General features: G+C 62.4%; 8 protein-coding genes. All 8 read left to right on the forward strand.

Translation table 11 applies throughout. The annotated features are described in order from the left end of the window. Nucleotides 1-448 precede the first annotated feature (448 nt). Complete coding sequence (locus tag ACTIEZ_RS05165) at nucleotides 449-1300, forward strand: phosphodiesterase (RefSeq protein ID WP_439545580.1); 852 nt, start codon at nucleotides 449-451, stop codon at nucleotides 1298-1300. Continuing rightward, nucleotides 1293-1739: a hypothetical protein gene (locus tag ACTIEZ_RS05170; protein ID WP_439545581.1), complete on the forward strand. Its 447-nt coding sequence runs from the start codon at nucleotides 1293-1295 to the stop codon at nucleotides 1737-1739. Before ACTIEZ_RS05165 ends, ACTIEZ_RS05170 begins: the two co-directional genes overlap by 8 nt. Then, entirely contained in the window at nucleotides 1736-4030 is a 2295-nt protein-coding gene (locus tag ACTIEZ_RS05175; RefSeq protein ID WP_439545582.1) for a GAF domain-containing protein, read from the forward strand. The genes ACTIEZ_RS05170 and ACTIEZ_RS05175 overlap by 4 nt, the downstream gene beginning before the upstream one ends. A 399-nt stretch (nucleotides 4031-4429) precedes the next feature. After that, nucleotides 4430-7339, forward strand: coding sequence for a CHAT domain-containing protein (locus ACTIEZ_RS05180; protein WP_439545583.1), 2910 nt, complete (start codon nucleotides 4430-4432; stop codon nucleotides 7337-7339). Beyond that, on the forward strand, nucleotides 7336-8073 hold the full coding sequence (locus ACTIEZ_RS05185) for a hypothetical protein (RefSeq protein WP_439545584.1): 738 nt from the start codon (nucleotides 7336-7338) through the stop codon (nucleotides 8071-8073). The genes ACTIEZ_RS05180 and ACTIEZ_RS05185 overlap by 4 nt, the downstream gene beginning before the upstream one ends. Continuing rightward, nucleotides 8070-10022: a CHASE2 domain-containing protein gene (locus ACTIEZ_RS05190; RefSeq protein WP_439545585.1), complete on the forward strand. Its 1953-nt coding sequence runs from the start codon at nucleotides 8070-8072 to the stop codon at nucleotides 10020-10022. Before ACTIEZ_RS05185 ends, ACTIEZ_RS05190 begins: the two co-directional genes overlap by 4 nt. Next, nucleotides 10012-11706, forward strand: a complete 1695-nt coding sequence (locus ACTIEZ_RS05195; protein ID WP_439545586.1) for a ShlB/FhaC/HecB family hemolysin secretion/activation protein — start codon at nucleotides 10012-10014, stop codon at nucleotides 11704-11706. The genes ACTIEZ_RS05190 and ACTIEZ_RS05195 overlap by 11 nt, the downstream gene beginning before the upstream one ends. Nucleotides 11707-11720: 14 nt before the next feature. Beyond that, nucleotides 11721-15853: beta strand repeat-containing protein (locus tag ACTIEZ_RS05200; protein ID WP_439545587.1), on the forward strand; the 4133-nt coding region annotated here is incomplete at its 3' end.

The following is a 15853-nucleotide window of genomic DNA, read 5'->3' on the forward strand; positions in this document are numbered from 1 at the left end:
ATGATTGTGGATAGGCGCTGAAGCGGCCCCCTGACATTGGCGCTAAACATCGAAAATTGTTGAGGAGTCGCAAGTCATGCGGGGTCCCGATTTATGTCGGTCGGAACTCGATCAAACATGATTTTTCGAACAACTTCAGGCATCTGTGCTGAACAAGAGCGGGGCCCAGTTTCGATACCGATCCTCACGCCGGATGCTCACCTTCAGCTTGGAGGAGAACCCGGGGGACCCTCAACTCGGAACGGTCCCGGAAACGTGCAGTGGGTCAGGGTAATCATGACCGCTTACGGTTCAATCTTGGGGTGCGTTTGGAGATCCTTGGTGCGACAATATGCCGATTGGGCGTTACCTAAAATGCGCGCGCAACAAAGCAGAAATACAAGTTTTTACAACAATTTAGAATGGCAGCGGGCTTCCACATTGGGGAACGGTTAATAGCGGGGAAGCTATGCTGATTGCTCAGATTACTGACCTGCATATTGGTTTCGAGCCAGATCGGCCAGACGAGCCAAACCGTCATCGCCTTGATGCTGCGTTGGCCCGGGTAACACGGGGTGTGAACCGCCCGGATCTATTGGTGTTGACCGGTGACCTGGTTGATCGCGGCGATATTGCCAGTTACCAGCGCCTTAGGGATGCGCTGTCCGCGGCACCGATGCCCATTTTTCCGATCATCGGTAATCATGATGATCGCGCCAATTTTTCAGCCGTTTTTCCGGATGTCCCCGTTGTCGATGGCTTCGTTCAGTATTGCGTTGCGCTCGATGGACTCCGCCTGATCATGATCGATACTCTAGAACCCGGGCGCCACGGCGGCGGGTACTGCGAAGTTCGCGCTGACTGGTTGGCCGCGCGTCTCGCCGAGGACACCGACACGCCGAGTGTAATCGTCATGCACCATCCACCATTCGCGGCAGGTATTGCCTGGATGGACACCGATCAGGCCGAACCCTGGGTCCAGCGCTTTGGGAGAACAATTGCCGGGCACAGGCAACTGCGTGGGATCTGGTGCGGGCATCTTCATCGCCCGATTGCTTCTTGCTGGCAGGGTGTGCCTGTAATTGTCTGCGGATCGACATCGGCAGAATTGACCCTCGACGTCAATACCATTGATCCTGAAGAGCCCGATGGACGATCGATGGTTGTCAATGGTCCACCGGCGCTCGCCCTTCACCGCTGGCAAGCAGGCGCGTTGGTCACGCTGTTTGATGTGGTTGAGGAATTCCCGGTACTGGCCCGCTTCGACGCCAAAATGCAGGGCCTGGTCCGCCAATCGCTGAACGAACGTTGCCATGACTAAGGATCCCGCCGTGGTCGCTGGCGTCGCCAGCGATCTGACCGAGATGCGGGCGAAAGGTCAACAAATGCGCGCGACGATAGAAGCGCTGCGCACCCGGCTCGAGGCCGAGCGTCAAGCGGCCGATGCGCGCGTTGTGCAGGCACAGGCAGCGCTGGCCGACGATAATCGGCAGACGATGGCCACTGTGCAGGTCATGCGAGACAAGCTTGATGCCCTGACGGCTGAGCGTGATGCCGCGGTACAGGCCGAACGCGCAGCCGCGCAGGCCGAGACGCGCCAAATGGTGGCGACAATCAATCAGATGCGCGCGCAGCTTGAAGCAATGAAAACCGACGGAAAACAGGCGTTGGAAGACCAAGCCGCAGCGTTCGCGCGCGAGCGGGCCGTCTTACAAGCGCAGGTCGTCGCCTTGCGCAGCAAACTTGAGCAAATGGCATGAATGTCCAGAAGCCCAAGGCGCGCAGCGGTTCGCCGGTGCGCCAATCGAGCGCTCAGGCGCTCCGAAGGGCGACGCTGTTGCTCGAGGTGTCGCGGCGCTGCGCCCAGAAATCGTCTCTCGACGGCATCTTCGAAGTGCTGGTGGAGATGACGTCGAATGCCCTCAACTGCGATCGCGGCAGCTTGTTTCTGAACGATCCGGTTTCGGGTGAGTTGTTTTCGCGGGTTGCGCAGGGCAAGCTCACGCGGGAAATCCGCGTGCTCAACTCATCCGGTGTTGCAGGCTCGGTATTCCAGTCCGGCGAGCCAGCGCTGGTCGATGATGCCTATGCCGACGAGCGCTTCAACTCATCTGTTGATGAGCGCACCGGCTATCGCACCCAGACGATTTTATGCGTGCCCGTGCGCACGATGTCGGATGAGATCATTGGTGTCATGCAAAGTCTCAACAAGCGGGATAGCACGTTCACCGCCGAGGATCTGTTGCTGCTCGTCGACATGACCCGTCAGGCGGCGATCGCACTCCAGAGCCTGCAATTTATCGAACAGATCCAGCGTAACCGCGCCAAGGAGATGTCATTCTTGGAATTGGTGTCCGACATCAATTCGGAATTTGATCTCTCGGCACTGCTGAAGCGCGTCGTGGCCGAAACGTGCAACATGCTCCAGTCTGAGCGCGCAACCATATTCCTTCATGATTCAGCCACGCAGACATTGTTTTCCCGCGTCGTCAGCGGCGGCGAGATCGCCGAGATTCGCCTGCCCAGCCACGCTGGCATCGCCGGCGCGGTGTTCACATCGGGCCAGTCCATGAACATACCGTATGCCTACGCCGACTTGCGGTTCAATCCGGCGTTTGATCGGCAGACGGGCTTCTTCACGCGTTCAATCCTGTGCGTACCGATCGTCAACAAGGACAATCGAACGATCGGCGTTACCCAGGTGCTGAATAAGAAGGGTGGCATATTCACGGATGAGGATGAGCAGCGGCTTAAAGCATTCACTGCACAAGTCTCGATCGCCCTCGAAAATTCAAAACTCTTCGACGACGTGCAGCGAGTCAAAAACTACAATGTTTCGATGCTGGCGAGCATGTCGAACGGAGTAATTACGCTTGATCCTGCGTTCAAGATTGTCACCGCCAACACGGCAGCCCGCCGGATTTGGGAAGGAGGGCAAAACCTCTTGGGATCCAGCCTGCCCGACTTACTCACCGAGGATGGCGCTTGGCTGCTAGACAAGATTGCGGCTGTCCAGGCCGAACAGGCGAGCGATCTGCTGCCAGATGTGACAATGACGTTGGGGGGGCAGACACGGTCGGTCAACCTTACCGTCAGTCCGCTGGTGTCCGAGGACAATGACAGTAAACTTGGCTCGATGTTGATGTTTGAGGACATCAGCACCGAGAAGCGCATGAAATCGACGATGTCCAGGTACATGGACCCGGTCATCGCAGCGCAGATGCTCGATGGTGAGGGCGGTCATGACATGCTCGGCGGGGTCAGCGCCGAGGCGACCATCATGTTCAGCGATGTGCGCGGATTTACGACGATCACCGAGCAATACGGCGCCCAAGGCACAGTGGCTTTCTTGAACGAGTATTTCAGTTTGATGGTAGACTGCATCAGCCGTGAGGGCGGCATGCTCGACAAGTTCATCGGCGATGCGATCATGGCCTGCTTTGGGCTGCCAGTAGCGCACGAAGATGACGCCGACCGTGCGCTGCGCGCAGGTGTCGCCATGATCCGGGCCTTGTGGGAATGGAATGTTGATCGCCGCGCCAAGGGGTTGAAGACCGTTGATATGGGGCTGGGCCTCAACACCGATACGGTCGTTTCGGGCAACATCGGCAGTCCAAAGCGCATGGATTACACGGTCATCGGTGACGGCGTGAACTTGGCTAGCCGGCTGGAAAGCGCATGCAAGGCTTACTCAGCGCGGATTCTTATCAGTGAATCAACAATGAGCCGGCTACGTGGAACGTATCGGATGCGAGACATCGACCTTGTCGTGGTTAAGGGAAAGACTGAACCGGTGCGCGTGTTCGAAGTGCTTGACTACCACGACACTGTGAGCTTTCCCAACCTCACGGATGTCGTGAACCAGTTCAATGACGGTATAGCTGCTTACCGGGCGAGAAATTTCAGCAAGGCAACCGAGCGTTTTGAACGTTGCATCATGCTCAATCCGGCCGACAGGCTGGCGCAGACGTACATCGACCGTTGCCATTTCCTTTGTGCGAACCCGCCCCCGGCCGACTGGGATGCAATTTGGGTCATGAAAGACAAATAACGGGGCGCGCTGTGAACCGCGCCGGGTTTGCCGGAGGCTGCAACTCCTGAGAAGGTGGAGCCGTTATGAGCAAGACGACGAACAAGTATGCGCCCGAGGTGCGCGAGCGTGCGGTGCTGATGGTGCTGGATCACGAGCTCTATAAGCTCAGATGACCGGCGCAAAACCGTTACAAGTCCAGTTCACGGCCGAGCTTAACTTCGCCGCCATACTGTCCAAACAGGCGGGACCACCTCAGTGGAGCTGACGTCTGGCGCACGATTGGAACCGCTTTAGGTTATATCTTAAAGTGCGTTCGAAAGCCTTTGATGCCAGAAATCCCGCTCAATCAGGGTGGTGGCATCAATGTTTGTTGGGCGGCACGCAGGGCCGTATCGCCATTGGCGACGGGCGACGCTGTTGTTTACCGCATTCGCGAGCACGCATGCCTGGGCGGCACCGGCGTCCGATGCGCTGAAGGGCCTTGCCGGTGAGCAATGCGCAGTCGCCGATCTGGGCACCCGCGGGCAATTTTTGCGCTGTGACGGGGCGGAGGCCGGCCGCTTGTTGCGCTTTGCTGTGCCGGCGCAGGCCGCCGGCAGCAGCAACGCCGAACAATTGGCTTTAAGCTGGGCGGCGACACGGCCACGGCTTGCGCAACTGGCGGCGCTGGCCTGCAAGCCTTCTGTCACAGTTGATGATGTGCTGATCGAACCCTGCCGCAACAGTGCTGATGGCTGGCAGCAACTGGTGGTGGTCTCCATCGTTGCCAACAAGTTGCAGGTGGCGATCGGCAGCGCGGCGGCTGCGCCTGCCCTGCTTGCGCTGGCCACCGACCGTGCCGCCCCGGCCGGGCTCGTGGCGCAGGTGGCGAAGTTGTGGCCCGAGCAGCCGGTGATCGGCAGTGTCCGTGATCAGGAACAGATCAAGCAGAATTGGTCGCAAGGCCGGCGGGAAATGGCGCGGCTGGCCGTGCAGCCGGCCGAAGCCTCATTCCGGCAGGCGCTGGCCCTGCGGCAGCAGCTGTTGCCGAATGATGCCGCCGGCAATGCCGAACTGGTGATGGATCTGGCGCTGGCCGTGGCATTGGCGGGCAGGCCCGACGAGGCCGACGCCCTGATGCGGCAGGCCGAAACCGCAACCGCGGCGCTGGCCGATCCGACGCGTGTGGCGCGGCAGGCGGCCTATCGCACGCAACTGGCGCTGCTTAAGGGCGACAGCGATCGCGCCGTCAGCGAGTCCGCGTCGGCCGTTGCGCGATGGCGGCAACTGCACGACGACAGCGACCCATCATCGCAGGCCTCTGTGCGCAATATTGCCGGCGCAGAACTGGCGATGGCGCTCAATCTGGAAGCGACGGCGCTGCTGAAGGCCGGCGACGTTACCAGCGCATCGGTGCGCGCCAGCGAAGCGCTGGTCACCATTGATGCCGCCATTGGCACCCCGCCATGGTGGCGCGGCGAAATTCTGGCCACGCTGGGCGAGGCCACGGCCGGGTTGGGCCGTGTCCCGGCGGCAGAGAAATATTTCCAGGCCGCATTGAAGCTGCAGCAGGGGCTGTTTGGCGATGGCACCGCTACCATGCGGCTGTGGGTGGCACTGGCGCGCAGCTATCAGGCGGGCGGGCTGCAAGCCAATGCAGTCATCACCTATCGACGCGCTATTGCCATCGCCGCCGGCCTGCCGCGCGACCGCAATGCGCTGTCGGATGCCGATCTGATCCCGTTCGCCCAAGCCGTAGATGCCATCCTGCCAACGTTGGCCGATCCTGGCGAAGGGCAGGGGCTGCTGGCTGAACTGTTCGCGGCTTTTCAGTTGTCGCGCGCGCCCGATCTGGAACACAGCAACAACCAGTCCGCCGCGCGCCTTGCCGATCAGCTGCCGGCGCTGGCCGTTCTGCTGCGCCGGCAGGCCGATAACGCACTGGCGCTCGCCGACGCACGCGTTCGCTTGGCCGGGGAGCAAACCAAGGGCGCCGACGCCGAGGATCGCTTGCCCGCTGCCGCGCTGGCGGCGCTGGCGGCGCAGGTCGCCGATGGCCAGCGCCAGTCGGCGGTGATTGCTGCCGAGATCGCCGGCCAGTTCCCGCAATATGCCGCGCTTACCAAGCCGCAGCAGGCTTCGCTGGATGATGTCCGCGCCCGGCTCGCCGAGGATGAAGGCCTCATCCAGTTCCTGGTCGGCCGCGACCGGTCGTACGTGCTGCTCGCACGCCGGACCGGCCTGCAACTGATCCCGGTTGGCCTGGGCGATGCCGCACTTTCCGACATGGTGCGCCGTCTGCGTCGCGGGCTGGAGATCGAGGGTGGCACGGTCAACGAGTTCGATCTGGCCGCATCGCATGATCTTTACCGTCAGCTGCTTGGGCCCGCCGATCTGGCCGGCATCAGGCGGCTCAACATCATTCCGGCCGGTGCGCTGTCCGGCCTGCCGTTCGGCCTGCTCGTCACCGCGCCAACGCAGCCCGGCCGCTATGCCGAGGCAAGCTGGCTGGTGCAGCGCCTCGCCGTCTCGTACGCGCCCAGCCTTTCGAGCTTCATGGCGCTCCGCTCGACACAAGTCGTGCGCCATGCGCCGAAGATGATGCTGGCGGTGGCCAACCCGTCGCTTTCGGGCCAGCAGAGCGCCGGTTCGGTGCTGGCACGCGCGTTTGCAGGCTGTCGGGGCGGCGGGCCGGTGGATCCGCAACTGCTGCGCAGTCTGGTGGCCCTGCCTGATACGGGCCAAGAGGTTCGCGATGCCGCCGCGGCCATCGGTGCGGCCGATGCCACCCTGCTGATGGGTGATGACGCGTCGGAACCGGCGCTGCGCAACGCGTCGCCGGGCGATTATCGTATCCTGTATTTCGCTACCCACGGGCTGATCCCCGGCGAATTGCAGTGCCAGAACGAACCCGGGCTGGTGCTCACCCCGCCCGCAGCGCCGGCGGCGACCGAGGCCGGCGACGGCTTGCTGGGGGCGAGCGAGATCGTTTCGATGAATCTGCGCGCCGATCTGGTGGTGCTGTCGGCGTGCAACACGGCAACGCCGGGCGGCGGGCGCATGGGTTCGGGCGCGCTGGCCGGGCTGGCCGACGCCTTCTTCCGTGCCGGCGCGCGTTCGGTGTTGGCCAGCCACTGGCAGGTGCCTTCAGCCGCCACCGGCGCGCTCATGCGCGGCCTGTTCGCCTCGATGGGTGCGGTCCGCACGCGTTCCGTGGATGATGCCCTGCGTGACGCACAGCTCGCCAGCCTGCGCACGCCGCGCACGGCCCATCCGTTCTTCTGGGGGGCGTTCGTGGTGATTGGTGACGGCAAGACCGCGCCGCTCGCCGATGGAGGCCAGCCATGATCCGCGCGCCCCGCCTGATTGCGGCGATCCTTGTCGCCGGCGCTGCAGGCCATGCGGCCGCCTATCCGCTGGTGGTCGTCGATGCCCGCGGCAGCCAGTTGCGCCCCGGCGCGCGCGTCGACAGCGCGGCTCCGTTGTCCCTCAAGGCTGGTGAGCGTGTCGTGCTTGTTGGACCCGATGGCCGGGTCAACACCGTTCAGGGGCCGCACAATGGCCCGCCGGCAGCGGCTGGCGGCCCGGTGCAGAATCCGCGCCTAGCGCTGGCCGCCCTGATTGCAACGCGCAACGATCGCGCCAGCACAGTGGGGGCGGTGCGATCGGGGGCCCTGGCGGCAACGCTGCCCTCGCCGTGGCTGATCGACGTGTCGCGGCCGGGCGAACGTTGCATCCGCGATGACGCGCCGCCGGTGTGGTGGCGCCCTGCCGCCACCGACGCGGCCAGTTTCGTTGTCTATCCGGTCGATCGGTCGTGGCGGGCGGACTTCCAGTGGAAGCCGGGGCAGGACAGCATTACCGCGCCGGCGCTGATACGGCTGGATAGCGCCAAGATGATTGTCATCAAGACCGGAACGCAGGAACGCGCCATCCGGCTCAACATCATTCCGGCCGGCATCGATGATCCCGCCGTGCTGGTGGCGTGGATGCTGGAAAAGGCCTGCGTGCAGCAGGCCGATGCGCTGATGCGGAAGATCGAAGCCGACCTGGCGGCCCCTCTGGCGCAACCCGCCCCATGAGTGCGCGTTGGGCCCCCTATGCGACGGCCGTGGTGGTTGCCATCGTGGCGCCCGCCGCGGTGCTGCTGATCGCACCCTTGAAACAGCTGGAAACCCGCCTGCAGGATATCCGCGTAGCGGCGATGCAGGCGCCGATGCCGCCATCGTCCGATCTGGCGGTGATCGCCATCGACGAAGCCACGCTGGCCGGCTTTACTTATCGTTCGCCCATCGATCGCGCGTTCTTGGCGGATGTCATCACCACGCTGCAGGCCAAGGGCGTGCGTGCCATCGGCGTCGACGTGCTGATCGATCAACCGACCGAGCCGGCGAAGGATGATCGGCTGAAGGCAGTGATTGCTTCGGCCAAGGTGCCGTTGCGGTTCAGCTTCACGGCGTCAAAGACGATCATGACGCCCGAACAGAACGCCTATCAACAGTCGTTCGTGCCACCAGCCAACCGCATGGAAGCCCGGCTGTTGACCGACGCGTTTGACGGGACGGTGCGGCGCATCAATCCAGGCGGCGAGGAGGTGAAGGCCCAGCGCCGCTATACGCCAGCAGCGCCGATGGGCTTTGTGCCGACGATGGTGAAATTGGCCGGCGGCACCCCGCCGACAACCGCGCAGGACATTGCGTGGCGGCCCCGCCCCGACTCCGATAACGCTGCAATCCCGACATTCTCGGCGCTGTATCTGCCGTTCCTGCCCGATGAATTGCTGCGCGGGCGCACCGTCCTGGTGGGGGCAGTGCTGTCGATCACCGATCGCCACCTCACCCCGCTGTCGATCATCGATGATGGCGATCTGGGCCATATGCCGGGCGTGCTGGTGCAGGCGCACGGCATCGCCCAATTCCTAGAAGGCCGCGCCGCGCCCGTGGTGCCACCGGCGATGCTGTTCGCCGTATCGGCAGCCTTTGCCGCGGCCGGCGTCGGCATCAGCCTGTTGCGGCGGGGCATTGCCGTCAATGTGACGCTGGGCGCGGTGCTGCTGGCGGCGTGGTGGGCCGGCGCGATCATCGGCTTTGGCCATGGCCTGCCGATGTTGCCGCTGCTTGGCCCCAGCCTGGCGCTGGCGGGCGCAATGTGGATCATGGATCTTTTGATCGGTCGCGGCGAGCGCCAGCAGCGCGAGTTCATCCAGCGCACTTTCTCGCGCTATGTGTCGCCAGCCGTGGTGGAAGAACTGATCCGCCATCCCGAAAGCGCCGCCGTGTCCGGCCGCCGCCGCGATGCCAGCTTCCTGTTCACTGATATCGCCGGCTTCACCACGCTTTCGGAATTGCTGGAACCAGAAGCGCTGTCGGATCTGCTCAACGCCTATCTGGACGGCGCCTGCACGATCGTGCTGCGCCATCAGGGCACGATCGACAAGTTCATCGGCGACGCCATCATGGCGGTGTTCAACGCGCCGGTGGCGCAGGCCGATCATGCCGACCGGGCGGTCAGGTGCGCGCTCGATCTCGATGCCTACGCCGAACAGTTCCGCAAGGCGGCGGTGGCGCGCGGCGTGCCGATGGGGGTGACGCGCATCGGCATGCATCGCGGCGAGGCGGTGATCGGCAATTTTGGTTCGCAGTCGCGCATGGATTTCACCGCACTGGGCGACACGGTCAACACGGCGGCCCGCACCGAAGGCGTGAACAAATATTTCGGCACGCGCATCTGCTGCACCCAGTCGATCGTCGATGCCTGTCCGGAACGGCGGTTCCGCAAGATCGGCGACATCCAGCTGAAGGGCAAGCTGACTGCGACCGGCCTTTATGTGCCGATCGCCGACACCGATGATGCCATGCTGATCGGCGATTATGCCGATGCTTATGATCTGCTGACAGCCGAGGCCCACGAGGCCGACGCGCGCTTTGCCGCGCTGCTCGGCCGCTTCCCGGATGATCCGCTGGCCCGCTTTCATCACGAACGGATCGTGGCCGGCAAACGCACAACCATGGTGGTGATGGATGACAAGTGACACCAACCCGGCCCGGCTGGGGCTGGCACTGTCGCTGATCGCCGCGATGCCTGCAGCGGCGCAAACCGCGCCACGTGTGTTGCCGCCGCCGCAGGCCGATATTTCGCGCCAGCGCGTGCAGCCGCTGCCGCTGCCCGAACGCGCCTATGATCTCAAGCTGCTGACCCCCGAGCGCGCCGCCGTGCCGCGGGCCGTCGACGAGGTGGAATTTTCGGTGCGTCGCATCCGGGTCACGGGTGCAACCATGTTCAGCGATGCCGATCTGGCGCGTCTCTTCGCGCCGCTGGAAGGCCGAAAGATCGTGCTCGATGATCTGCGCCGCGCCACTGAAAAGCTGGAGGCCCTGTACCGGGCGCGCGGCTATTTCCTCACCCGCGTGCTGGTGCCGCCGCAGGAGGTGCGCGACGAGACGCTGGACGTGCAAGTGCTGGAAGGCTTCATCGCCGATCTGTTCGTCGAGGCACCCGATGCCGCCATGGCGGGGCTGGGCAAGGGGATGGTGGGCCCCGTCACCCGCGCACGGCCGGTGCGGCTCGTCGATCTGGAATCGCCCATGCTGCTGTTGAACGACATGCCGGGCATCCGCGCTACCAGCGTGCTCAAGCCCGGCGTGGCGCCGGCGAGCAGCGATCTCGTGCTGAAGATGGAGCGGCGGCCGACGCAGTCGTTCGTCAATCTTTCCAACCTCTCATCGGATGAGATCGGACCGTTGACTCTGGTGATGGGTACCACGATCTCGCAGCCGCTGGGGCTGGCCGGCGCGACAGATCTGACGCTGAATGCCGCGGGTGAACGGATGGATGAGCTGCGGGTGTTCACCATCCGCCATGCCATCCCAATCGGGCGGCGCGGCATCGTTGCCACCGTGGGCCTGGTCGTGGCGCAGGCTCGCCCCGGCGGCGACGTTTCGGCGCTTGATCTGCGCAGCCATTCGGGATCGGGCAGCGTGCGACTGCGAATGCCCTTGCTGCGCACCCGCGCCGATGCGCTGTTTGCGGAGGCTGGTTTCAGTGTCAACCGCAGCTTTGTATCGGCGCTGGGCGAGGCCGTGACGGCGGATCGCAGCAGTGTCGGCGACGTGGCGCTCGCGTGGCGGCAGGTCGGCTGGCTGGGCGGCGACATGAACCTGCGGCTGGGCCTGTCGCAGGGGCTGCTGGCGTTCGGTGCCAATGATCGTGATGCGCTGCTGCCATCGGTGGCGGGCTTTGCGCCCAGGTTTCAAAAACTGACCCTGTTGTGGCAGCGCAACCAGCCGCTGTTCGGGCCGCTGAGCGTCGGGTTCGTGGTGCAAGGCCAGTACAGCGGCCAGCGGCTGATGTCGGGCGAACAGATGATGTTCGGCGGCAGCCTCATTGGGCGCGGCTATGATCCATCCAGCATCATAGGCGACAAGGGGATCGGCGGCCTCGCCGAGCTGCGGCTGAGCCTGTCGCGCCTTTCAGTCAAGGGGCGTGTCGACAATCTCCAGCTCTATGGCTTTGGGGATGCGGCGGTGACGGTGGTCAACCCGCTGGATGGCGAAAGTGCCGCCACCAGCCGCCTGTCGACGCTGGGCATCGGCCTGCGGGCGCTGGCCTTCCGCCGGATTGCACTGGATGCCCATGTCGCCAGCGCGCGGCGCACCGTGTCGGAAACGACCGGGCGCGGCGAACGCATCAATCTCACCGCGACCTTGCCGTTCTGAGGGGGACTGCGGCCATGACCAACACGATGTCACCCCGCTTTGCCCGCCGCGCCCGCGCGGTCGTGCTCGCCGCTGCCGCGCCAATGGCGCTGTCGGTGGCCGGATTGCCGGCGCGCGCGCAGGTGGCCACGCCGCCGTCGTTCGCGGTGAACGCCGGCACCATTGGCAGTGTCGTCACCAGTGGCGACGGCTTGACCACCACGATCACCCAGACCAGTCAGCGCGCAGTGCTGGATTGGCAGACATTGTCGGTGGCATCGGGCAACAGGCTTGAGTTCAGCCAGCCCAATGCGGGCGCGATCACGCTGAACCGTGTCGCTGCCGGCGGGCCGGGAACGGTCATCGACGGCACGATCAGCGCCAATGGCAAGGTGTGGATCCTCGATCCGTCGGGCCTGTTCATCGGCGCCGCCGGACGCATCAACACCGCGGGCTTCCTGGCGTCAACCGGCAGCATCAATACCGCCGATTTCATGGCCAGTGCCAACCGGTTGACGATTTCGGGCATCACCGAGGCAGGCATCGTCAACGAGGGCCAGATCACCATCAATGCTGCCGCCGGCACTGGCTATGCCGTTTTGGCCGGCATGCAGGTGCATAACGGTCAGGCTTTTGTCAGTGGCGTTACCACGGCCGAGGCCGGCAACGCGCTGATCACGGCAGAGCTGAACAGCATCGTGCTGGGCAGCGGCAATGCTTTCACGCTGGATTTTGCAGGTGACGGTCTTATCAGTTTCGCCATCGCGCAGGATCTGACCTCACAGGAGACCGGTGGCGGCATATTCAACAGCGGCACCATTTCGGCAGCGGGCGGCACCGTGCTGATGACCAGCCGCGCCGCTGCGGGCGCCGTGGGTGCCGTCATCAACACCGACGGCCTCGTCGAAGCACGCAGCGTCACGCTGGCCAACGGCACGATAAAGTTGGGCTCTGTCGAGTATGCGGCCGGCACCAATGGCACAGTATCAATCAGCGGCATCACCGATGTGTCCGCCGGCAAAGGGCCGCAGGCTGGCGGCACGATCCTCGCCACGGGCGACACGATCATTGTTTCCAGCAGCGCCATCCTCGATGCCCATGGCCAAGGCGGTGGCAATATTCGGCTTGGCGCCGCCCCCACGATACCCGACCAGCCCGCCCCGCCAGTTGCAACCTGGGTCGAAGTCGCCGCCAATGCCGTTCTCGACGCCAGCGCCACGGTCCACGGCAATGGCGGCCTGATCATCCTGCGTTCGGCAACCGGCACCGTCGCCGGCACCACTATCGCCCAAGGCATTTTCCGCGCGAGCGGCGGTTCTTCGTCGGGCAACGGCGGCCAGATCAACATTTCCGGCACGACGGTCAATGCGCGCGGCATCATCATCAATGCCGCCGCCAGCAATGGCACCGCCGGCCAGTTCACGCTCACCGCCCCGCGCTTTGATATTCTTGATCCCACAGCGAGTGGCGACAACGCCTGGCTGTCAGCGCCCCTCGCCCAGTTGATCGGGCCCACCGGCGCCACCGCAACCACCTTGCCCGACGATGCCGTCACCAGCGTCCCGCTTGGCTTCGCGCTCACGCTTGGCGACACCACCGTCGAAAGTGTCTTCTTGTCCTCGAACGGGTTCCTGTCGTTCACCAATATCGGCCAGGGCTGCTGTAACGGGCTGCCGATCGGGTCGGCGCCAAGCGGGGCCATCTATGGCCTGTGGACCGACTTGATCGACAGCGCCGGCAGTCCTTTCTACCAAACCCGCACACTTGAAAACGGCAGCAAGCAGTTCGTGGCTGGCTGGTACAATACGTCCGAATTTCCAACCGCTATCGGCAACCTCAACAGTTTTGAAATCCTGCTCAGCGATACCGGCAAGGTTCAGCTCAACTATGGCGGCATCAACGTCACCAACCATTTGGTGACAGCGGGCGTCGTGGGCGTTGGCGATGCGGCGATTCTACCGCTTTATCATGGCAACCGCCCCGATGGCCTCAGCTATCAAAGCTTCTCGCTGGCCCGCACCGCTGGCACCATCAACGCAGAGGATGTGGCGAGCATCCTGGGCAATGGCACAAATGTTACCATCGTCGCCGCCGGCGCCGCCCCGGCGGGGCTGTTCCCGGAAGGCCTTGGCACGCTGACCCTCGCCGCACCGCTCGCCCTGTCGGCCACCAGCAACACGCTTCTCACCCTTTCGGCCGCGCATGATCTGCTGATCGGCCCGGCGGGCGAAATCGCCAGCGGGCCAAATGCGCGTTTCAATTTTATCGCTGACTCCGATAACGACGGCAATGGTTTGCTGCGCCTCGACGCGTCGCTGAAAATGTCAACCGGATTGAAAGATGGCCTGATCGGCACAAGATACGACGGCTACTACAATGACAACTACACCTATTTTGATAATGCTCTTGTTGTCAGCGACTCAAGGTTCGATAATCCTTTCACAGCAATAAATTCTTTCACGCCCGGGCAGGATTTCGGCGAAAATTATTCTGCACGTTTCGTAGGTTATTTCCTGGCGCCGCAAAGTGGTAGTTATACGTTCGCAACCGTAAGCGACGATGCCTCGCATTTTTTCATTGGGAACGCGGGAGAATCCACCGAATCATTTTTGGCAAGGTTCGCGAACACTTCCCCTCTGGTAAATAATGGGGGCATTCATCCTCCTCAATATCAAGAAAATTCTATTAATCTATCGGAAGGTTCCTATTATCCTATTACACTTCTCTTCGGCGAGGCGAGCGGTGGAGACGTTGTAGAGCTATCGTTCTTTGATCCCATTCTAGGCGGAATGACCACAAACGGATTGGGTTTTTATTACAATGGCACGCTAATTAGCGGTTCCGGTAATGGTCAGATACAATTGTCCGGCAATATTGTCATTGCCGGCGATCGCTCACTTGTGAGCCAGGGAGCCCTGTCTGTCACTGGGAATATCAACGCCGTACAACCCGGTCTTGCCAGCATCAAGTTGGAGGCGATGAACGCACCCCTTATTGTTACCGGTGCCATCGGCAATACCAGTCGGCTTGAAAGCCTTGACGTCAACGCTTCCAGCTTCACATCCGGTTCGATCAACACTGGCGCCGGCGATATCACACTCGACGTCAGTGACGCATCAGTTGTGCAGGGTGGGGTCACCGCCAACTCCCTTCGCATTTCCGGATCAGGCCGTCTCTGGCTGAACGGACGGAGCAACCAGATCGCCACGCTCACGATTGCGGATGGATGGCTTTATACCGACAAGATTGGCGGCATCGCCACTACGCCAATCGTGTTTGATGGGGCCGGCAACAACATATTGGAGATTGAATCCACCACACCAGCGATGTTGGCCAATCCCATAACCCTCAATGCTGCGGCCGACATCGAACTGCGCGGAAATGTTGACTGGACCATCGTTTCGGCAATTGATGCGGCGAGCCAAACTGAGGGCGGCACGCATTTGGCGATACACGCTCAAGGCAATTTGTTACTCAACTCGGTGATTGGCGGCATTCAACCGCTTGCCAGCATTGATGTCCTCGCAAGTGGCAAACTGCAGCTTGGATCCAACGCCTCGATAACCACTGTCGGTGAGATACGGCTAGGGGGAAGTGCAGGGTTCTCGAATGAATCAACAGCTTCTGTGCCTCTCAATCCCCAGGGATCACGTTGGCTGATATGGAGCGGAAATCCGACACCATTTTCTGTTCTAAATGGTGACAATCTTGGCAACTTGATTCACAATTTTCGGTATTATGGGATAATTTTTGATCAGATAGAAAATATTACGTCATTTCCTGAATTTCCATCGCAAGGAAATGGTATTGGATATGCCATTACGCCAACGTTGAGTATTGTCAGCGCCGGTCCAATCACCAAGGTATATGATGGGACAAGCTTCGCAAACGTTGCCGATTATCAGATTGGCGTTTCTGGCGCTTTAAATGGCGACATAGTCAACCTTTCGATCGCTGGTGTTCGCTTTGATCGGTCGGATGTACTGGCAACACGCTTGGAGCTGTTGGATAAATCGATCGAGGTCGTCGACAGCTTTGGTAAACCAGTGGTGGGCTATGGTCTAACGCCTCTGACGGGCGGTGGTCTGCCAGCCACGATCACGCCGCGTCCGCTCGCCGTCGGCCTGACCGGCATGGTCGAGCGTGTGTATGACGGCACCACCAACGC

The sequence above is a fragment of the Sandarakinorhabdus sp. genome (assembly GCF_051860625.1).
In the GTDB taxonomy this organism is placed as follows: domain Bacteria; phylum Pseudomonadota; class Alphaproteobacteria; order Sphingomonadales; family Sphingomonadaceae; genus Sandarakinorhabdus.